The 20,030-nt window shown below is 55.6% G+C and carries 16 protein-coding genes and 1 other annotated feature (1 of these 17 only partly in view); of the genes, 4 read left to right on the forward strand and 12 right to left on the reverse strand.

Annotated elements, in window-relative coordinates:
* Window positions 1-63 (reverse strand) — a binding site (T-box leader) (it extends 195 nt beyond the left edge of the window).
* A 181-nt stretch (window positions 64-244) separates the two neighbouring features.
* Window positions 245-1,462, forward strand: coding sequence for an ATP-binding protein (locus tag WMO20_RS07180; protein WP_055186969.1), 1,218 nt, complete (start codon window positions 245-247; stop codon window positions 1,460-1,462).
* 89 nt (window positions 1,463-1,551) lie between these two features.
* On the opposite strand, the gene WMO20_RS07185 is transcribed toward WMO20_RS07180, so the two are convergent.
* Together WMO20_RS07185 and ilvA are read right to left on the reverse strand one after the other, a co-directional pair.
* Window positions 1,552-1,926 carry a RidA family protein gene (locus WMO20_RS07185; protein WP_349186252.1) on the reverse strand — a complete coding sequence of 125 codons (375 nt, stop codon included), beginning with the start codon at window positions 1,924-1,926 and terminating at the stop codon, window positions 1,552-1,554.
* 315 nt (window positions 1,927-2,241) lie between these two features.
* Window positions 2,242-3,447: a threonine ammonia-lyase gene (gene ilvA, locus WMO20_RS07190; protein ID WP_005920741.1), complete on the reverse strand. Its 1,206-nt coding sequence runs from the start codon at window positions 3,445-3,447 to the stop codon at window positions 2,242-2,244.
* 258 nt (window positions 3,448-3,705) lie between these two features.
* Between ilvA and WMO20_RS07195 the strand changes: the two genes are divergently transcribed.
* Window positions 3,706-4,410, forward strand: coding sequence for a LytR/AlgR family response regulator transcription factor (locus WMO20_RS07195; protein WP_112090379.1), 705 nt, complete (start codon window positions 3,706-3,708; stop codon window positions 4,408-4,410).
* Window positions 4,410-5,711, forward strand: a complete 1,302-nt coding sequence (locus WMO20_RS07200; RefSeq protein ID WP_349186253.1) for a GHKL domain-containing protein — start codon at window positions 4,410-4,412, stop codon at window positions 5,709-5,711. The genes WMO20_RS07195 and WMO20_RS07200 overlap by 1 nt, the downstream gene beginning before the upstream one ends.
* A gap of 44 nt (window positions 5,712-5,755) precedes the next feature.
* Here the strand turns inward: WMO20_RS07200 and WMO20_RS07205 are convergent, their stop codons facing one another.
* The 4 genes from WMO20_RS07205 to WMO20_RS07220 all read right to left on the reverse strand — a co-directional run bounded on the left by WMO20_RS07205 (window position 5,756) and on the right by WMO20_RS07220 (window position 11,657).
* Window positions 5,756-6,637: a radical SAM protein gene (locus WMO20_RS07205; protein ID WP_349186254.1), complete on the reverse strand. Its 882-nt coding sequence runs from the start codon at window positions 6,635-6,637 to the stop codon at window positions 5,756-5,758.
* A 119-nt stretch (window positions 6,638-6,756) separates the two neighbouring features.
* Window positions 6,757-8,754, reverse strand: a complete 1,998-nt coding sequence (locus WMO20_RS07210; RefSeq protein WP_349186255.1) for an FAD-dependent oxidoreductase — start codon at window positions 8,752-8,754, stop codon at window positions 6,757-6,759.
* 377 nt (window positions 8,755-9,131) lie between these two features.
* Window positions 9,132-9,338, reverse strand: a complete 207-nt coding sequence (locus WMO20_RS07215; RefSeq protein ID WP_349186256.1) for a hypothetical protein — start codon at window positions 9,336-9,338, stop codon at window positions 9,132-9,134.
* Between the two features lie 72 nt (window positions 9,339-9,410).
* Window positions 9,411-11,657 carry an alpha-galactosidase gene (locus tag WMO20_RS07220; protein WP_349186257.1) on the reverse strand — a complete coding sequence of 749 codons (2,247 nt, stop codon included), beginning with the start codon at window positions 11,655-11,657 and terminating at the stop codon, window positions 9,411-9,413.
* Window positions 11,658-12,031: 374 nt separating this feature from the next.
* Here WMO20_RS07220 and WMO20_RS07225 point away from each other — a divergent pair, with 374 nt between their 5' ends.
* Window positions 12,032-12,346 carry a helix-turn-helix transcriptional regulator gene (locus WMO20_RS07225; protein WP_316539410.1) on the forward strand — a complete coding sequence of 105 codons (315 nt, stop codon included), beginning with the start codon at window positions 12,032-12,034 and terminating at the stop codon, window positions 12,344-12,346.
* 243 nt (window positions 12,347-12,589) lie between these two features.
* On the opposite strand, the gene WMO20_RS07230 is transcribed toward WMO20_RS07225, so the two are convergent.
* From WMO20_RS07230 to WMO20_RS07255, 6 genes are all read right to left on the reverse strand, one after another.
* The gene (locus WMO20_RS07230; protein WP_349186258.1) at window positions 12,590-14,149 is read right to left on the reverse strand and encodes a recombinase family protein; all 1,560 of its coding nucleotides are present in this window, start codon (window positions 14,147-14,149) and stop codon (window positions 12,590-12,592) included.
* 130 nt (window positions 14,150-14,279) lie between these two features.
* The gene (locus WMO20_RS07235) at window positions 14,280-16,007 is read right to left on the reverse strand and encodes an ABC transporter ATP-binding protein (RefSeq protein ID WP_349186259.1); all 1,728 of its coding nucleotides are present in this window, start codon (window positions 16,005-16,007) and stop codon (window positions 14,280-14,282) included.
* A 3-nt stretch (window positions 16,008-16,010) separates the two neighbouring features.
* A complete protein-coding gene (locus WMO20_RS07240; protein ID WP_179859046.1) occupies window positions 16,011-17,780 on the reverse strand; it encodes an ABC transporter ATP-binding protein in 1,770 nt (589 codons plus the stop codon).
* 74 nt (window positions 17,781-17,854) lie between these two features.
* Entirely contained in the window at window positions 17,855-18,634 is a 780-nt protein-coding gene (locus WMO20_RS07245) for a hypothetical protein (RefSeq protein ID WP_349186260.1), read from the reverse strand.
* A gap of 108 nt (window positions 18,635-18,742) precedes the next feature.
* A complete protein-coding gene (locus WMO20_RS07250) occupies window positions 18,743-19,693 on the reverse strand; it encodes a helix-turn-helix domain-containing protein (RefSeq protein ID WP_349186261.1) in 951 nt (316 codons plus the stop codon).
* A 151-nt stretch (window positions 19,694-19,844) separates the two neighbouring features.
* On the reverse strand, window positions 19,845-20,030 hold a 186-nt coding region (locus WMO20_RS07255; protein ID WP_349186262.1), incomplete at its 5' end, for an L-2-amino-thiazoline-4-carboxylic acid hydrolase.

Consider the following 20,030-nt stretch of genomic DNA (forward strand, 5'->3'; position numbering starts at 1 on the left):
ACCAGACGGCAGCTCTCTGAACAGTGGGGATCGTGTGGTACTTTTTCCCATCTGCGCATTTGTTGATGTAAATTATACTATAAACCGGGCTTTTGTCAATCGACAATTTGTAACCTGAATCAGCCCAAAGATGAAGCATTTTTAACACCCCTTGCATCCACACCCGAACCGCTGTATACTTTTGATATCCGCGTACCTGCGTTTTGTAGGGTATGTGCCAATGGAGAGGAAAAGGGATCTGCCTATGAAATTAAGAGAATGGAATGCCCATCTGCATGGGCTTGTTGTATTCCGCGCCCTGCTGAACGACCCTGTTGTGGCAAGACTTTTAGACCTGACCGACCGCATGGAGGCGGGCTGCTCCTCCTACGGCCCGGTGTGCGATGCCGTAGCCGCCTTTGAGGCTGCGCTGTTCGAGTACACCACCAACTGGGGCAGCTACCTGAGCAATGCTGTGCTGGAGGCCGAGACCATCTGCGTGCGGCAGGCCGCTGCCGGGCAGCTGGACGCGCTGCTGCAAAGCGCCCTGGACAGCGAGCTGCAGTTTTTGCAGCAGCTGTGCGGACTGACGCTGGACGAGCTGTTCCAGACCGCCTACTCGGAGCAGGCGCAGCGGCCGGAGTTGGCATTTCTGCCCCGGTGGCAGACCTGTGAGCTTGACCTTGCCGCCGCCTACGCCCAGCGCATGAGTGAGGTGGGCAAAAAGGGCTACGGTATGTTTGCAAAGCACCATGTATTCACGGTGGAGAACGGCCAGCTTGTGCCGGTAAAATACCCCGACCCCCAGCGCCTTTCGGAGCTGCCCGGCTACGAGAAGGAGCGGGAAAAGGTGATTGCCAACACAAAGGCGCTGCTGGCCGGGATGCCTGCCAACAATGTGCTGCTGTACGGCGATGCCGGTACCGGCAAATCCAGCGCGGTAAAGGCCATTGCCAACGAGTTTGCGCCCGAGGGACTGCGGCTGGTAGAGGTAAAAAAGAACCAGCTGTACCAGATCCCCGACCTGATGGACAAGCTGGCGGCAAACCCGCTCAAGTTTATTTTGTTCATCGACGACCTGAGCTTTACCGCCAACGACGACAACTTTGCCGCCCTGAAAGCCATCTTGGAGGGCAGTGTAGGCGGACGCGCCCAGAACATTGCGGTGTACGCCACCTCCAACCGCCGCCACCTCATCAAGGAGACCCTCTCGGACCGCACCGGCGACGACATCCACGAAGCCGATACCCGGCAGGAACTGATGAGCCTTTCCGCCCGGTTCGGCCTGACGGTCACCTTCCAGCGGCCGGAAAAAGCCCGGTTCGAGACCATTCTGGAGGAGCTGGCAAAGCAGCACAACATCCAGATGCCCACCGAGCAGCTGCTGCTCAAGGCCGAGGCCTTCGCCCTGCGTGCCGGTGGCCGCAGCCCCCGGGTGGCCAAGCAGTTCATCGAACAATGCGAAGCCGGTGTGCAGAAGTAAACGCACCAGTTTTAAACGTTATCAAAAAGCGGGACACCAAAGCATCCGCAGATGCTTCGGTGTCCCGCTTTTCTTGTCTTATTTTTCGTTCAGTCCCGCACAGCGATGCACTCGATCTCCAGCTTTGCGCCCTTGGGGATGGCTGCCACCTGCACGCAGCTGCGGGCGGGGAACGGCTCGGCAAAGGCCTTGGCATACTCTGCGTTCACTGCGGCAAAATCGTTGATATCGGCCAGAAAGATCACCGTCTTGACCACGTTGTTCATGGTCAGCCCCGCCTCGGCCAGAATCGCTTTCAGGTTTGCAAGGCTCTGTGCGGCCTGCTGCTCCACGGTATCGGCCATGGTGCCGGTGACGGGGTCTACCGGGATCTGCCCGGACACAAACACCATGTTGCCCAGATCCAGTGCCTGACTGTAAGGGCCGATGGCGGCAGGTGCGTTGGTGGTAGATACGACTTTCATAGTAGCAGTTCTCCTTTGTTATAAAATCACAATTTAGAATGGCCTCCGCTTCGCTCTGGCCATAAATAGCGGAATCATTCTTTTTTATTTTGCGTTTGTCGTGCCCTGCGGGGCACGACAAACGCATTTTTCACCGAAGGGGTCGGCACATGAAGCGGCATCTCAATCGCTGCCGTTTCGACCATGGCCTTTCTCGTGAAAAGGCAATCCAGAAAAGCCCGCAGGCTTTTCTGGATTGCAAATATAAAATAAAATTTCCGCTGAATATAGCCAGAGCGAACGCGTCGGCTATTCCAAATCGTCCAATTATCTCTATTATACTCTTTCGGTGACCAGCTGGAAGCCGGCCTTGGTCAGCTCGGTGCGGATCTGCTCGATCTGGGCGGCATCGCGGGTCTCCAGCGTCAGCTTGAGGAAGCAGCTGGAAATGGGCATATTGGGGTCGGAGCCGTCATGCTGCACCGACACCACGTTGCTGCCGCAGCGGGACACCACCTCGGCCACCTTTTTCAACTGGCCGGGTTTGTCCTCCAGTGCGATGGTCAGGTTTGCCTTGCGACCGCTCATCACAAGGCCGCGGGTGATGACGCGGTTCAGGATATTCACATCAATGTTGCCGCCGGAGATGACGCAGGCCACCTTTTTGCCCTCCACCGGCAGCTTGTGGAACAGTACTGCTGCCACCGGCACAGCGCCTGCACCCTCGGCCACCAGCTTCTGGTTCTCCATCAGGGAGAGGATAGCCGCTGCCGTCTCGTCCTCGGTCACGGTAACGATATCGTCCACATACTGCTCGCATAGCTGATAGGTCAACTCGCCCGGGGTCTTGACCTGAATACCGTCCGCAAAGGTGGAAGCAGCTTTCAGGGTCTGGTACTTGTGCTCGTGCAGGCTGCGGTACATACTGGGAGCACCCTCGGCCTGTACGCCGTACACCTTGACCTCCGGCCGCAGGGTCTTGATGGCAAAGGCGATGCCGGAAATCAGTCCGCCGCCGCCCACCGGCACCACCACAGCGTCCACATCCGGCAGCTGGTCAAGGATCTCCAAGCCGATGGTGCCCTGCCCGGCGATGACCTGCTCGTCATCGTAGGGGTGGATAAAGGTCATGTCGTACTCCTTTTGCAGCTGCACGGCCTTGTCGTGGGCTTCGTCGTAAGTGCCGGGCACAAGGCAGACCTCCGCGCCCAGATTTTTGGTGTTCTCCACCTTCATCAGGGGCGCGCCGTCCGGCATACAGACGATGCTGCGGATGCCGCGCCGGGTAGCCGCCAGCGCCACACCCTGCGCATGGTTGCCCGCAGAGCAGGCAATGACGCCCTTGGCGCTCTCCTCCTCGGAAAGCTGGCTGATCTTATAATAAGCGCCCCGCACCTTAAAGCTGCCGGTGGCCTGCAGGTTCTCGGTCTTGAGGTACAGCTGGCAGTCCTTGGACAGTTTGGGGGCTTCGATGAGGTCGGTCTTGCGGGCAACGTCCTTCAGCACAAAGGCGGCGTGGTAGATCTTATCCAGAGTCAGCATGACAGATACTTCCTTTATTTTTTGTGATGTCATCCAGTATAAGTTACAAAAATTGTTTTGTCAAATGAATTTCATTCACAATAAACGGCATAAAAAAGAGAAAGGCAAGGGCAGGGCGCACCCTATTTTCGGTTTACTCTACCTGCTTTCTTAGGGTTCGGTTTTCTATTCTATAAGGATGCTTTTAGCGCTTTTCCTGCAAGCATAAATATGGTAGAATAGAAAAAACGCTATGGATATGGGTGACGGTGAAGATTAATGCTGAAGATTGCAATCGCAGAGGATGAGACCAGCGCGCAGACTGCATTAAAGGAATATCTTGACCGCTGGCAAGCAGAAAACGGCCAGCCGGTGCAGGCGGTGTTTTTTGAAAGCGGCTCTCAGCTGCTGGAAAACATTCCCCAAGGGTTGCAGCTGGCATTGCTGGACATCCAGATGCCAGGGCTTTCCGGCATGGAGACTGCCCACCGCCTGCGGGGAACGCTGCCGGAGTTGGAGATTGTGTTCATCACCAGCCTTACCGGCTATGCGCTGGAAAGCTACGAGGTCGCTGCACTGGATTATCTGGTCAAACCGGTCAGCTATCCGCGGTTTTGCCGCAGCCTTGAGCGTGCCTGCCGCCGGATCTGCCAACAGGCAGAGCACATCCTGACCATTAAAAACAACGATGGGGTATTCCGTCTGCGTGCAAAGGACCTTGTCTATGTGGAGGTGTTCAGCCACCGGCTGGTACTGCATACCACAGCGGGTGTGGTGAGCTACAGCGGCACCCTTGCCGCACTGGAAAAGGATTTAGGAAACGGATTTTTCCGTTGCCACAGCTCCTTTCTGATCAATCTGGAGCAGGTGACCCGGCTGGACGGTGCTGATGTTGTGCTGGGCAGTGAGCGATTACCGGTAAGCAAATACCGCCGCAAGATGCTGCTTGCCGCGCTGGCAGCCTGTTGGGGGGAGGCACTGTGATGACCATCAGCCTGTGTACTTTTTTGCGGGCAGTCAGCTATGGACTGCTGCTCCCCTTTTACGTCTGCGGCACCGAGCTGCGACGCAGTCTGCAGCGTCAGGGCTTGCAGCCGGTGGTGCTGGTGCTGGCACTGACGGTGATATTGCAGTGGGAGCAGACCTTTGCCACCCTCGGTGGACAGTATGTCGGCATCGTCTGCTCCATCGCCCTTTATGCCATTACTGCCTATGCCCTGCTGCGCCGTAGCATCGGGCTGGCCCTACAGCAAGCACTGTGCTTTTTTCTGCTCACCGACTGCACCGACACCATCATGCGGTTTGCTAATATGCGGCTGCTGGGATACGACCCGCTACGCTCCGGCACATTCTGGGCGGCGCTGCTGGCGTATCTGCCACTGACAACCGTGCAGGGAACGCTGCTGTGGCTGCTGCGCAGTTTCTGCCCGGCTGAAAAGCTGCGCATCCTTCGCAGCGCTGCACTTGCATTGTATGTTCTGGCCGCTGTTCCCTATCTGTTTGTCTGTCGGCTCACCTATTGGCTGCCGTTGACCAATGAAGAACTGACCACCGCCGTGCCGGTGCTTCTGACCGGGTGCTGTGTGCTGGCGCTGCTGGTAAACATCAGCTTTCTGAGCTATGCCATCGCTGAGGAGGAAAAGCGCACCATGCTGCAGCTGCGCATCGCCGCAGAGCAGCAACAGCAGCAGTATCTGCTGCGCAAAACAGCGGTGGACTCGGTACGGTGCAAGTACCACGACCTGAAAAATATTCTGCTCTATCTGGAGCAGAGCAGCGATCAGGCAACCGTGCAGGCGCACATCCGGCAGATCTTGCAGGAGGTGCAGCCCTATGAGCAGATGACCGCCACCGGCAACGAGACCGTGGACATCCTGCTGAGTGAAAAGCTGGCACGATGCCAACAGGCACAGATCGCCTGCACCATTACAGTGGACGGCAAGCTGCTGAATTTTATACAGCCCATCGACCTTTGCGTCATTTTTGGCAACGCCATGGACAACGCCATCGAAGCCTGCTCTGCGCTGCCGGATCCGGACAGCCGCGCCCTGAGTGTGCGATGCCAGAAGCGGGGCGGGTTTGTGGTGCTCAATTTCCGCAACGCCTGCCTGCAGCAGCATCTGCCGGTAGATGCCCTGCCCAAAACCACCAAGGACGACCCGGAGAATCACGGCTTCGGCCTTACCAGTATCCGCTCGGCCACCGAAAAATACGGCGGGCAGATGAGTCTGCGGAGCGAGAACGGAGAGTTCGTGCTCACCCTGCTGTTCCCGGAGAAAAAATAAAACCAGAGGTCGCTGCGCATTTGTGCAGCGGCCTCTGGTGCCTTTTATGCCCTGGTCACCGGCTTATACAGCAGTTCCGGCTCCTGCGGGTGCAGGGTGTACACGGCAATATTCTCTGTGTTGCGGGACAGACCTCCGTCTACCCGGGTGGTAGTGCCCGGGCCAAAACTCAGGTAGTTTTCCGTGCTTTGGCGCGCCAGCAGGTCCCGGCATTCCTGCCCGAGTTTTGCCCAGCGTCCGGGCAGATACTCATGGTAGCCCTTCTCGGTCAGATGGCGGGCAGCATAGTCCAGCATCGCCGGAACCTCGTCCCTGCACACGGTTTCTTCCACGCCCTTCGGCAGGGTCAAGGGGTCCAGCCGTAAGGCAGACACCTTGTACTTGACTGCGAACCGCAGGCTGGTGGCAAAATTTGCCGCCGTCTGCCCCGGAATCCCATACAGCAGCGTTGCCTCATACCCGGGCAAATGGAACAGCTGCGGAAGGATCAGGCTGGTCTCGGAACTAGGCATATTGTTTGCGCTGCCAATGCGTTCCAGCTCCGGGATGCGAGCAGTAGCCAGCCCCAGCACCAGCCGGTTGACCCCGGTGTTCTGGAAGGCGACCATCCACGAGGCATCCACACGGTTGGGCAATGCTTCCACGGTGATCTCGGTATCCGCAGCCAGAGAGAACAGCTCCCTGATCCGGCGCATGATCCGTGCAAAATCGTCCTGCGACAGCGCCGTAGGGCTGCCGCCGCCCCAGTAGACCGTCTGCACCGGGTCGCCGGAAAAATCCGGTGCGGTAGCTTCCAGCTCGGCCAGCAGTGCATTTGCATAGGCCTTACAGGTCTCCGGCGTGGCGGGATAGATTTTTTGGTTGCAGAAGGTGCAGCGCCGGACGCAGAACGGAACGTGCAGATAAAGATGCAGCGGGGCAGACATGGCAAAACTCCTTTCGCACAAAGACAGCCGGACAGGGAAAGCTGCCCCGATGCGTAAACGACACCGGGGCAGCTCTCCTGAAAAAGAAGAAAAAAGAAAAACGCTCAGAAATGCCGCTTTTACAGTGCAGCAACGTACTGACCAACCATCATACCCTGCGTGTTGGCCAGACCCAGACTCTCGCCGGGGATGGAGGTAGAATACTGGAAGCCAAAGCGGCCGCCGCAGTTGTTGCCAGCTGTAAACAGACCCTTGATCGGCTCAAAGTCCTCGCCCAGCACCTGACTGTTATCATCGGTCAACAGGCCGCCGGTGGTCACCAGCATACTGCCCATGGATTTCTCAGCACCGTAGGCAAAGATATGCTTGCCGTTCAGCGGACGCAGCAGCACCGGCTCCTTAGCAAAATCCTCGTCCACGCCCTTTTCGCACAGCTCGTTGTAGCGTGCTACGGTGGCAACAAAATTTTCCAGATCGGTGCCGGTAAAGCCCAGACGCTGACCCAGCTGCTGGGCATCCTCGCCGGCATACACGGTCACAGTGCTCATGCCGGTCACCTCGTAGCCGGCATCGCCGCCGTCAATGGCACCCTGCATGATATCATCCAGCTTCTCGTCCTCGCCGTTGGCATAATCAACAGCCATGTGGCCGGGTGCCTGATAGGTAAGATCGGTGCGGATGGTATCGTTGAATACCGTAAAGATCTTACCCTGCGGTTCCTTTGCACCGGCCATTGCTGCAAGCACGATATCGCCAAAGCCCTCATTGCAGTAGCGCTTACCGTGGCAGTTGACCCACAGTGCAGCGGTGGTGCCAATAGGGTCTCCGGGGCTGTTGCAGGGGTAGACGTAGTTACCGCCCATGCTGGACAGCGGACGGCTCTCCAGACGGCCGCCAGCCCAGTAGCCCAGCTGAATGCCGGAGCCATCGTCGTCCATGCCGCCAATAGCGGTATCGTCAGAGCAGTAGTCGCTGATCTCAATCAGCAGGTCACGGCACATTTCAGCGTTGCCACCAAAGCCGCCGCCGCAAAGGATCACGCCCTTCTTGGCGGTGAACTTGATATAGCTGCCATCGGCCTCCTTGCCCACCACGCCAACAACGGCATCGCCGTCCTTGATCAGCTGGCAGGCCTTGGTGCCAAAGTGGTAGTCTGCGCCCTTTTCGCGGGCGATCTCCATGCAGCGCTTGACCGGCGAAGCATCACCGTTCAGGGTGGGGGTGCCCACCCAGGTGCTGATGCCGCTCTTCTTCTGGGTGTAGTTGCTGCTCAGCGGCCACTGACGTACACTCCAGCTGTCCTTTTCCTCTGCAGTAAAGCTGTCGGTCATCCAGTCAAAGCACTTGCCGCTGTTCTTGGCATAGGCCATGATCAGGCCGCAGCGGCTGCGATTGTTGGTGCGCAGCTGCCAGTCGGTAACAAACTCCTGTATGTCGATCTGGGGAATGCCCTTGCTGGCCAAAAACTCGCTGTTCAGGTGACCGATCTGTCCGCCGCCGCGGAAGCTCATGGCGTCCTCGGTCTGGCTCTCGATCACGATCACGCTGGCTCCGGCTTCAATAGCGGCACGGGCAGCCGGCGTACCGGCCTGACCGCCGCCCACGATGACAACATCGGCGGTGTACTCCTTTGCAAATTCAGTGATCGCATCGGGAGCGGTGCGCCAGCTCTCACCTTCTGCGGTGCTCTGGCCGGGAGTGGTGCTGACCACCGGTTCGCCCTTGGCCTGTGCCACACAGTTTGCAACAGCATCCTTAACGGCATCCGAGGTAATGGTCGCACCGGAATGACCGTCGATCTCGGCGCTCTGAGCCTTGAGGATCTGCTCCTTCAGCTCATCGCCAATGCCCTTGCCAAAGCCCTCGGTTTCACCGGAAACATCAATGGTCACATCCGTGATGCTCTCAGCGTCAAAGGTCATGGTGACGGTAACGTCTGAGCTGATGCCCTTGGAGGTGGCAGAATAACTGCCGGGAGTGTAAGTACCGCTGGCAGAAGCAGTGCTGGAACTGCCGGAGGAACCGGAGCAGCCCACCAGAGCCCCTGCCATAGCAGCCCCCAGCGCACCAATGGATGCGGTGTGCAGGAACTGTCTTCTGGAAACCTTGTTTGCCATGAAATCTTCTCCTTTTGGTATGTTGTTCCGTTCGTATACGGCGATTGACAAAAGAATAGCAATTTCAGGAAAGAGTTGCAATCATCCTGCGCAACTGGGCGTTTCCATTGCGTAGTTGGACAAAAAGCCCTGCGTAATGGGGAGGTATGCCGGGGCAGATGCGCCGAAGTCACTGATGAATCTGTATGGCGGAATAGCGAGCGTCTGTAGTTTCTATATCCTCTTTGTTTTTCCAGAGGTTTGGACGGTAATTCGGGTCATAAGTAATGACAGCGCTCAGCTTTTTGGCGCAGGCGGCAGCATCCAGCGTAGCGGTGCGGAAGGGGTCAGGTCGATCAAAACTTCACCAATCGTTATAATACCCATGGCTGCTCCTTTCAGCGGCGCACCAGCAGCGCCTGATACGGCTCCAGCTCCGCATCCGCCAGCCAGACGGAAGCACCCTCCGGGGTGTGATACTCGCCGCCCAGAGCGTCCAGACTGGCCCCTGCCGGGTACTCGGTAAAGTTGAACAGTCCCACCAGCGTTTCCTTGCCGCGCTTGCGTACCAGCGCCAGCACGCCGGGGTTGTGGTACAGCTCCATGAACAGCCATTCCAGTTCGTCCTTATGTTTGGCAAACCGGACTGCAAAATTATCTTGACTTGTCCTCTTTCTTTATCCTTTTCGCGTAAGATGAAGCTGCACGCTGGGGTAATCGCCAAACAGCTGCGGCAGGACAAGCCCCGCATACAGCAGAGTGCTGCCGCTGAACCGCATTCCCTTGTGAATGCCGTCCTCTACGTCGTGGGCATACCGGGAGCCGAAATAGTCGATGCCATCCAGCTCATACACAGCATCTTCTTCCAGCCCACGGAAGCACAGGTGGATGGGCAAGGGATTTGCCTGCGGATGGGTCACCACCAGATTCAGCAGTGCCTCGCTGCCGTCCTCTGCGGCAAACTGCCATGCCGTGAAATATGCGTTTTCTGCCGGGTCGGTCAGCCGGTAATAATCGCCGGTACGGATCAGGTCGTTCAGCCGTTTGAACCGCTTGATCTGGTTTTTCACTGCAGTGCACTCGGCGCGCTTTAATTTACCCAGATCCAGCTCGTAGCCAAAGGTGCCGCTCATCGCCACCACAGCACGGGTGTCGATGGGCGTAGTGCGGCCGGTCTGGTGGTTGGGGCAGGCAGAAACATGAGCACCCATGGTGCAGACCGGATAGCCAAAGGAGGTGCCGTGCTGGATCGTCAACCGTTCAATGGCATCGGTATCATCACTGCACCAGATCTGGGGATAGTAGCACAGCATTCCGGCATCAAAGCGTCCGCCGCCGCCGGCACAGCCCTCGAACAGCACCTCCGGGAAGCCCTGCGTCAGCCGCTCTGCCAGCGCATAAACGCCCAGCATATAGCGGTGCATGATCTCACCCTGCTGTTCGGCAGGGAAAGCACGGCTGTACACATCGCTCATGCTGCGGTTCATATCCCACTTGATATACTCAATGTGATGCTCCCGCAACAGCTTGCCGATAACCCCTGCCAGATAGTCCACCACCTCCGGGCGGGAGAGATCCAGCACCAGCTGGTTGCGCCCCATGGCAGGCTTGCGTCCGGGCAGGGTCAGCGCCCAGTCCGGGTGGGTGCGGTACAGCCGGGAGTTCTCGTTGACCATTTCCGGTTCGATCCACAGGCCGAATTTCATGCCCAGCGCATTGATCTGCCCGATCAGCGGATCCAGTCCGCCGGGCAGCTTTTCGCAGTTCACGGTCCAGTCGCCCAGACCCTGATTGTCGTCATTCCGGGTGCCGAACCAGCCATCGTCCAGCACCATCATCTCCACGCCAAGAGAGGCCGCTTTTTCAGCGATCTTTACGATCTTTTCGGTGTTGAAATCAAAATAGGTGGCCTCCCAGTTGTTGATCAGCACCGGGCGGCGTTTGTCCTTCCACGGGCCGCGGCAGATGTTGCGCCGCAAAAAGCGGTGGTACTGCTGGGAAAGCGGGGTCAGACCCTCTGCCGCAAAGGAGAGGATCACCTCCGGGGTGTCAAAGGTCTCGCCCGGCTTCAGGTTCCACGCAAAGCGCTCCTCCTGAATACCGCTCACTACCCGGACAAGCCCGGTCTGAGAGCGCTCCACGTCCATCTGGTAGCTGCCGGAATAGACCATCATCACTCCGTAGCAGGCACCGCTGGTCTCCGTTGCATCCTGCTGGCAGAGGATCAGGAAGGGATTATTGTGGTGGCTGGAGCTGCCCCGCACCGAAGAAATCGTCTGGATATTGGTGCCCACAGCTTCCCGCTCCAGCTGCCGTTCCATAGCGTGTCTGCCATGGAAATGCAGCAGATCCCATCTGCCAAAGGGCAGATCCAGACAGGCAGATGCCGCCTTGTCCAGCCGCAGCGTGGTATCTCCGTGGTTTGTCAGCCGCGCCGCACGGGTGATGACATCCTGCTGTGCAAACACGCCGTACAGCAGCTCCAGCGTCAGACCGGTGGTCTCGTCCTGCATTCGGACGATCAGGGTCTCGGCATCGTTTTCCTCTGCGTGGGCACAGGGCAGACCGGTCAGCTGATATTTGCCCGCCTCCACCGTGTGGCTCACATAGGTAAAGTCCGCGCCAAAGGCGCCACGGCTGTCGGCCACCGTCAGGCAGGACAGACGGAAATCGCCCACATTGCAGCCGGTATACTCCTGCGGGAGTAGATCCGGGGAAATGCCCCGGTGGGTGCGGTAAGCGTAGTAATCCGGCGAAAATCCCCGGTCTGTGCGGGGATACAGCTGCATCAGGTCCCCGGTGCCGATGGTTTTGCCGTAGTACAGATGCAGCAGGTGCCCCAGCGCATCCACCTTCATGTGGTAGCTGGTATGGGCAGTCTCCAATACAAAAATGCGGGCCTCGGAATCAAATCGAATACTCATGGATCCTATACCTCAACGAGATTATTTTTAATAAAAATGCCGACAGGCAGGCGGTCGTGTCGGAACGGCTACCCGCCTGTCGGCGGCGCTCATTGCTGCCATTGCCTTTACGAATTGTCTGCGAGAGATCTTCATTTTTATTCTCCTCCAAAGTCCTTATTCCGTAGGGTGATCTTCGTACTGTGTCGTACCGGCCGGGTCGATTTTCTTGCTTTTGTCAGCTCTTACAAAAGCAGTGAGAAAATTTTGTGCATCATCACATTGCACAGTTTCTTTTCTCTTGTTGTGTCATTATTATACTATCTGCCAGTAGTTTCGTAAATGCAAAAATGCGACTTGTTATATCTCAATTTGAAGGAATACTGCGAATTATTATGAAAGAGGCTCTGTCCTTCATAGAGCAGCATTACAGCGAAGATATTTCCATCGAGGACATCTCCTCCTTCTGCGGACTGAACCGCAGCTATTTCAGCAAGGTGTTCCGAGATACCATGGGCGAAAGCCCACAGGGGTTCCTGCTGCACTACCGCATGGCACGGGCGGCACAGTTGCTGACTGAAAGCCGCCTTCCCATCAGCACCATCAGCACCATGGTCAGCTATCCCAATCAGCTTCACTTTTCCCGTGCGTTCAAAAATGTATATGGCATCAGCCCACGGGACTACCGTGCAAAGCATTTTGCACTATAAAAATTGGTCTCAATACAGTGAAATAAATCAGCGGCAGTCCTCCCGTTAGACATTCCTATGGGTTGGGAACCGCGGGCTAAGCAACAGCCCACTGGGCTGATTGCTTACGGCGCTGCGCGGGGCCTTACGGGTTGCGTTTGCTGATTTTTCCGCAGCCCCTTGGCAGGGCTTTGAAAAATCAGAACGCTGCTCGGGCAACTCCTCCCTGTTTCTGCCGCAGGCAGCGGTCGTCGTCGTTGCTGTTCAAGTCCTCTTATCCGCTGTTGCTGTTAAAGAGAAATTGCCGTATAAAACAAAAAAGACAGCTATCAAAAGCTGTCTCTCTTGTGGTGCAGTAAAGCAATCCAAATCCGAACCATTTCCCTCGGATGCAACTTCTGTCGCTTCTCCAAAGGTGACGGTCTGTGTACCTTCCTTATAGTTGAAGGTTATTAAAACCTTATCATCGTATAGATAAATCGCATTGATGAAGGTATCCACCAATGCCTGCCGCTGGTCTTTCAGGCTCATGTCCAGCTTGCGGAACCGCAGCAACCAAAAGCGAATGAACTCCTCTGTGACCTTGGGCTTTGCCAGCTTTTCTTCCGCAATGCGGGCTTCAAGTTCACGCTTGGTTTCTTCCAGCTGCTCCAGCCGCTCCTTGGTGGAGCTGGTCAGAATACCAGCCTGTATCGCGTTCAGCATATTCTGGATACCGGATTCCGCATCACGAAGCTGTTTCTCATAGAGAGGAATGTTGGTATTCTCCTTATTTTGCAGTTCCATCACCTTGGCGATGATGGATTCCATGGCGGCATCGTCTTTGACAAGCTGCATCGTCTGGTTGACTACCAAATCTTCCAGCCACTGTTTACGGACAGTCTTTTTCTTGCAGCCCTTGTGCTTTTTGGCAGTAGCACATTTATAATAGCGGTGAACTTCACCCGTCCGACTCGTGCCGCTTTCGCCAAACATCAACGCCCCACAGTAGCCGCAGAACAGCTTGGTGGTGAGCAGATAGTCGTCCTCTGCCTTTCTACGGGCAGGGGCTTTCTTGTTTTTCAACATCTTCTCCTGTACATCGTTGAAAAGCTCTACGGACACGATAGGTGGAATCGCATCGGGAATCAGGACGTCCCGGTACTTCAACTCGCCGATATATCGGCGGTTGCTCAGCATGTGCTGGATGACATTGAAAGTCATTGGCCCACCGCGCTTATTCTTGATGCCCTTTTCATTGAGCCAATCCCGAATTTCCCGCATGGTCTGGCCATCGTTGTACCACTGGAAGGTTTCTGCCACAAAGGGAGCAGTCAACGGGTCGATTTCAAAGCGGTGGTCTGCGTTGATGATGTAGCCAAAGGGAATGGCACCACCAGTGAACTTTCCCTTCAGTGCGTTTTCGGTCATACCACGAATGACCTTTTCAGACAGGTCAGCGGAATAATACTCGGCATAACCTTCCAGCACCGATTCCAGAATGATGCCCTCCGGCCCCTCGGAGATGATCTCGGTGGCAGACATGAGCTTGACACCATTCTTCTTCAGCTGGGTCTTGTACCGGGCACTGTCGTAGCGGTTCCGGGCAAAACGGTCAAGCTTCCAGACCAGCACGATGTCAAACAGCTTTTTGTCGCTGTCTTTTATCATCTGCTGAAACTCCGGGCGATTGTCCGTCTTGGCAGAGATGGCACGGTCAATATAGTGCTTGACGATGGTGAAGCCGTTCTTTTCCGCATAGGCAGTGCATTCCCGGATCTGACCTTCAATGGATTCTTCGCGCTGACTGTCAGTAGAATAGCGGGCATAGATCACGGCGGTCATGGCAGGCACCTCCCATTTACACATCATTGAACGGTGGAGCGTTCTTTCAAAATAGTGTTTCGTATAATGTATATACCACAGTTTTTAACTGAATGCAAGACTTTTTCCCAAATAAAAGCCGCCATCATTCTCAGATCGTCCAGTTCTGGCTTGCCGACTGCAGATCCACCATGTGGGTGTACAGTCCCTTCCGGGCGTACAGCTCTGCCGGGCTGCCCTGCTCGGCCACGATGCCATCCTTCAGCACAACAACCTTGTCTGCACCTGCCACGGTACGCATCCGGTGAGCGATGATGAGAACGGTCTTGTTTTTGATGAGGCGGGACAGAGCCTCCTGAATCGCCGTTTCGTTCTCAACATCCAGACTTGCGGTGGCCTCGTCCAGCAGGATGATGGGCGCATCCTTCAGGAAGGCGCGGGCGATGGAAATGCGCTGCCGCTCACCGCCGGAAAGAGTGCAGCCGTTCTCGCCGATGTTGGTGTTCCACTTGTCCGGCAGCTTTTCGACAAATTCATCACAGTTTGCCAGTTTTGCCGCCGCCAGAACCTCTTCGTCCGTTGCACCTTTGCGGCCCAGACGGATGTTTTCGAGGATTGTGTTGTCAAACAGGGTCACATCCTGAAAAACGATGGAATACAGGCTCATGAGCTTTTCCGGGTCAATTTTGGAAATATCCATGCCGCCCACGGTAATACAGCCCTTCTGATTGTCCCAGAATCGAGCGGCCAGACGGGAAACGGTAGTTTTACCGCCGCCAGAGGGTCCGACCAGTGCAGTGACCTCGCCTTGCTTTGCCGTAAAGGAAACGTCTTTCAGCACTGTCTCACCGGAGTTGTAGGCAAAACCCACATGATCAAACACGATGTCGCAGCCCTGATTGGTCATCGTTTCGCTGCCGGTCTGGACTGGGTATTCCAGAATCTCATTCATCCGGCCCACGTTGGTGCGCATGGCAATGACGGCTGCCAGATTCTGCAAAGCGCCCTGCATAGGATCGTACATCCGGGAAGCTGCCATCAGGAAAAGAAACAGCGTTAGTACATCAATGCTGCCATTGACCAGCAAGACCGATCCAGTCAGCGCAACCGAAGAAATGCCAAGTTTCAGAACCATGCTTGCCGAAGATACAAACAGGGCGGTTTCCAGTTCTGCCGCAACGGATTGTTTTTCCACCGCACGAATCTTTTTGGAAAGGCCGGAAAGATAGCCTTGTTCCGCATTGCTCGCTTTCAGATCCCGGAGCGTTTCAATGTACTCTTGGATCCCATCGGCGCAATCCATCTTGACCGCCATCGTTCTGGCCTGAATGCGATCTTGCACCCGATAGCTGCCAAGCACGATGGCGATGGACACCGGGATGACCCACAGAACTGCCAGTGCCATCCGCCAGTCGAACGCAAACAGGCTCAGCGCAATGATCACGGTGGAGATCAAGGAACCGAACAGGCCGGGAATAAAGTGAGAGCAGGTCTTTTCCAAAACCTCACAGTCCGACATGATGGTACTGGTCAGATCGGCCAGATCTCGTTTGCCAAAGAAAGACAGTGGCAGCTTACGCAGACGTTCTGCGAGAGCCAGACGGCGGATACCGCTTTCTTTATAGGTCGTAAAATAGGTTCCGTTGTACTGGAACCATGTTGTCAGGAGAATCAGCCCGAAGCAGACGATACAGCCCAGCAGATAAAAAACGGCTTTGCCGGAAGTTGTGTCATTCAGCAGGTCTTTTACCAAAAAATACAGCAGACAGGTGGGCAGCATGAACGCCATGTTCTGGAACGCACAGGCCAGAACGCCCTTCACCAGACCCTTTGCGCCCTCCGGGGAACTGGCTGTGGCGTGTTGAATTTTTTCGATCATTCCTTACCCCTCCTTTGCGACCTTCCACTGCACCGAGGCCTGATAGTCCTGCCACATCCGGGCAAACAGGCCGTTCTGCGCGCACAGTTCGTCCTTTGTGCCGGATTCCACAATCTGCCCATCCTGCACCACATAGATGCAGTCGGCGTTGGCTACGGTGGACAGACGGTGTGCGATCATCAGCACGGTTTTGCCCTTGGCAAGCTGAGCAAAGGCTGCCTGCACCTTTGCTTCATTGTCCGGGTCGGCAAAAGCGGTGGCCTCGTCAAGCAGCAGGATGGGCGCATTTTTCAGCATGGCGCGGGCAATGGCAATGCGCTGCTGCTCGCCGCCGGACAGATACACGCCTTTTGTGCCAATGACGGTATGGATGCCCTCCGGGAACTTTTCCACGATATCCATGCACTGTGCAGCTTTCAGCGCCGCCAGCACCTCGGCTTCGGTGGCCTGCGCTCTGCCCAGCCGGACGTTGTCCAGAATGCTGCCCTTGAGCAGGCGGCTGTTCTGGAACACAAAGGAGATGGTGTCCATCAACTCTTCCTTGGGGATGTCCCGCACATCCGCTCCGCCCACCCGGACGCTGCCGCTCTGCACATCAAAGAACCGGCAAATCAGGTTTGCCAGTGTGGATTTGCCGCCGCCGGAGGGGCCAACGAAAGCCACCATCTGACCCGGCTGAATTTTCAGCGAAACGCCCTTGATAACATCCGTTTTGCCATCATAGCTGAAATGCACATCCTTCAGGGACACAGAGGCATCTTTCGGATGCCGCGGATGATCGTTTTCTGGCACAGGTTCCGCATCCAGAACCGAATCCACACGAGCCAACGCATCTGCCACAACGAGTTCATTTTCGCTCATGTACATGATGCGGGTCAGGGTCAGGGAGATTACCGGGGTAATGATGATGTAGAACAGCAGGTTCAGCAGAAATTCCGAAGTCACACCGTTCCGGGTGAACAGAAGCCCACCTACAATCAAGAAAGCAAACACACCGTTGATTGCGGCAGTATAGAGCATCATCGGCATCCGCAGCTCTTTGGTGTAGGCAATGACCCACTTTTCGTACTCATCAATGGTCGCTTTGAATTTTTTGAACGAAAAGACGGATTGCCCGAAGGTCTTGACTACCGGGATGCCGCGGACATACTCCACGGCCTCGTTAGACATTGATTCCAACGCATTACCGTATTGCCGCATTTTGTCTGCCATCCGCCTTCCTGTCATGGCGGACATGATGACGAAGCCCAGTGCCACCGGAACGAGACTCAGCAGACCCAGCCGCCAGTCGAACACAAGCAAAAGAACCAACAGACCTATGGGTGTTGCCATTGCATTATATTTGTCCGGCAGCTGATGGGCGAGAAATGTCTCCGCTGCGCCAGTACTCTCGTGGATGATCTTGCGCAGCTTACCGCTGCCAAACGTCTCCGTAAAGCCCAGCGGCAGTGTGGCAAGGTGTTCGGAAACCTCCAGCCGCAGATTGGTCGCCACCCGGAACGCCGACAGATGGGAGCACATCAGTGCCGCAATGTAAATGAGGTAAGCCAGCACCGCAAACAGCACTGCCATCCAGCCGTAATGGGGGATGTTCACCGCCTGCGCATAGTCCGGCGCGGCGTTCAACACATCCCGCAGGATCTTCCAGATGTACACAAAAGGCACCAGCGCCACCAGCGCACTGACCGCAGACAGCACCCACGAAGCGTAGGTGAAATATCGGTAGTTCCCGGCGTAGCCCATCAGCCGGGAAAGATCGGACTGTTTTTTCACGGAAAGACCTCCTTCAAATCAGATTGCGGCAAAAATGTGCTGTGGTATTTCAACTCCACAGCACATTCTGCGTTTTAACCCGCCAGATTTTCGGTGCAGAACAGCTCAATGCAGTTGTCGATCATCGTCTGGTCACAGTCGGTGGAAATGCCGGAGGCCAGCCAGTAAGCATATTCGCCTGTATCGTACTGGCTCAGAGCTTCTGCATCCGAACCATAGCGAAACTCAATATGGTAAGTTTCCGCACTGGTGTCCGGCGCAAGGAAGAAGTAGGTGAACTCGCCGGAATCGGCATCATCGCTTTGAAACTCATACAGCCCACGCACAGGCTCCATGCCAATATAGTGATAGGTATGGGAGAACAGCACATTGCCGTCCTTATCGGTGCCGGAAATGGTAGAAGTTTCACCATCGAAGGTCAAGGTCGCAAGGCTATTGGTAAAGCCGCAGAAATAGGCTCCGCCGCCGTTGGCATACGCTTTAACTGCATCTTCGCCGTAAACATCACCTGTCACCATAGAGGACAGCTTCTCAAAAGCAGCTTCGGCATTGTCCTCGCCCACGAGAGCGGTACAATCATCCAGCCATGTCTGCTTATATTCGTCCGCCAGAATCACCGGCCACAGTTCCTGATAGCTGCCTGTTAGGTCGTTCAGCAGCTGTGCAGCGGCAGCTTCGTTTTCATCCGCCGCTGCGGATGTCGTTTCGGAAACAACAGAGCTTGTAGTGCTCTCTGCCGCAGTGCTTGCAGTAGAAGACACTGGGGATACCGCCGTGCTGCCGCAACCGGCCAGCAAAGAGACCGACAGAGCCAGTACGGTTACCGTACCCAGAACTTTTTTCATCATACGCATGGAAAATCCCCTCCAGAAAAATCGTTTGATTTTGCAATTAGCGTCCACTAACCACAAACAGATTTTACTGGAACAGGCCGTTTTTTACAAGAACCAAGCAGACAAAATCTATCCAATCGGACGCATCTTCCGATATTGCGTCGGGGTCATACCAAAAGACTGGCGAAACGCGGAAGAAAACTTGTTTGGATTTTCGTAGCCGATCTGGTGTGCAATTTCTGCAATAGTGCTGTCCGTTTCGGTCAGCAGCTTCTGTGCCAGCTGCAAGCGGTATTCCTTCTGATATGCATAGACCGAGCTGCCGTAAACGCCTTTGAAGCAGGTCTTGAGTGCCGTAGCCGAAAGTCCAACATCCTGCGCAAGCTGTTCAATGGTTTGATGGACGGTCAGTCTCTGTGTGAGAAGTTTTGCCGCGCGTCTGGCACATTCCACCTGATGCTGGTTGAAGTAGTCTGTCTGCTGCACATCATCCCGGCCTTTCAGGCGGCTCAGAACGTGCAGCAACTCCAGCACTTTCAGCCGAAGATAGCCGGTGTCCGGCACAGAATGCGCTGTGTAAAGCTCTGAAAAAATATGTGCAATGGTCGGTTCTGACCGCAGGATACAGCAGCGGTTTTCCGTGCAGATGTACCGCCGTATGACATCAAGGTCTACGCCGTACCATTCCATTTGTTTCCGCATTTCCGGCGAAATCGCATCCAGATCCAGTAGGATGGTGATGCCGTGGTAGTGCCGCAGCGGAAAGCAGGAGGACGACTTTTTGCGCGCCGCTGCACACACCGCAAAATCCCCTGCCGCCAGATAGCAGCAGCTATTTGCCCCAAAACTGCACTCGTAACGCCCCACGCGGCCGTGGTTGATCTCAATGACATTCCGCATTGGTGCCGTGGCTTCCTCAAAGAATGCAAGGTGCATATCGTTATAATACAGCTCTGCACCCAAAAATAGTGGACAGATGGTCATACTCCCGCTCCCCGTTCCGTTGGAGAACACGACGGTGCGGGGCATCGCCGTGGAAGCAGTTTGCTCCGGGGAAAGATCAAAAAGTGATTTATACATAGCCATTCTCTTTTCCTGAAGATTCGCTTTTCTTACTGATTCGCAGACGTGAACTGTCAAATTCAATTTCTCTGCAAAAAAAGCATCGTATTCTTTCCTGAAGTTTCTGGTGTCGTTTCTTCTTTCTTCATTTTCTCCGCTTCCTGTGCATCTATTTTATGGTTTTCATGCAAAAATCGCAGCGGTCATTTCCACGCCCCAGCGTCATGCTTCTCTCCCAGATCAGCTTCGGATGCAGGCCGGTATAGCTGATGTCATCACTGTCGCAAAAGCAGCGGCACAGCTCCGGGCAGCCGTATTCTGTGCAGGTGTCGTGATAGGGACACTTCATCATATC

The organism is Faecalibacterium intestinale (genome assembly GCF_040096575.1).
Classification (GTDB): Bacteria; Bacillota; Clostridia; order Oscillospirales; family Ruminococcaceae; genus Faecalibacterium; species Faecalibacterium intestinale.

Excerpts from the sequence above, each read along its gene's own strand:
- WMO20_RS07210 (WP_349186255.1), bottom strand. The coding sequence starts at position 8,754 with ATGGCAAACAAGGTTTCCAGAAGACAGTTCCTGCACACCGCATCCATT.
- WMO20_RS07180 (WP_055186969.1), top strand. The coding sequence starts at position 245 with ATGAAATTAAGAGAATGGAATGCCCATCTGCATGGGCTTGTTGTATTC.
- WMO20_RS07220 (WP_349186257.1), bottom strand. The coding sequence starts at position 11,657 with ATGAGTATTCGATTTGATTCCGAGGCCCGCATTTTTGTATTGGAGACT.
- WMO20_RS07225 (WP_316539410.1), top strand. The coding sequence starts at position 12,032 with ATGAAAGAGGCTCTGTCCTTCATAGAGCAGCATTACAGCGAAGATATT.
- WMO20_RS07195 (WP_112090379.1), top strand. The coding sequence starts at position 3,706 with ATGCTGAAGATTGCAATCGCAGAGGATGAGACCAGCGCGCAGACTGCA.
- WMO20_RS07235 (WP_349186259.1), bottom strand. The coding sequence starts at position 16,007 with ATGATCGAAAAAATTCAACACGCCACAGCCAGTTCCCCGGAGGGCGCA.
- WMO20_RS07245 (WP_349186260.1), bottom strand. The coding sequence starts at position 18,634 with ATGCGTATGATGAAAAAAGTTCTGGGTACGGTAACCGTACTGGCTCTG.
- ilvA (WP_005920741.1), bottom strand. The coding sequence starts at position 3,447 with ATGCTGACTCTGGATAAGATCTACCACGCCGCCTTTGTGCTGAAGGAC.
- WMO20_RS07205 (WP_349186254.1), bottom strand. The coding sequence starts at position 6,637 with ATGTCTGCCCCGCTGCATCTTTATCTGCACGTTCCGTTCTGCGTCCGG.
- WMO20_RS07215 (WP_349186256.1), bottom strand. The coding sequence starts at position 9,338 with ATGGAGCTGTACCACAACCCCGGCGTGCTGGCGCTGGTACGCAAGCGC.
- WMO20_RS07230 (WP_349186258.1), bottom strand. The coding sequence starts at position 14,149 with ATGACCGCCGTGATCTATGCCCGCTATTCTACTGACAGTCAGCGCGAA.
- WMO20_RS07185 (WP_349186252.1), bottom strand. The coding sequence starts at position 1,926 with ATGAAAGTCGTATCTACCACCAACGCACCTGCCGCCATCGGCCCTTAC.
- WMO20_RS07200 (WP_349186253.1), top strand. The coding sequence starts at position 4,410 with ATGACCATCAGCCTGTGTACTTTTTTGCGGGCAGTCAGCTATGGACTG.
- WMO20_RS07250 (WP_349186261.1), bottom strand. The coding sequence starts at position 19,693 with ATGTATAAATCACTTTTTGATCTTTCCCCGGAGCAAACTGCTTCCACG.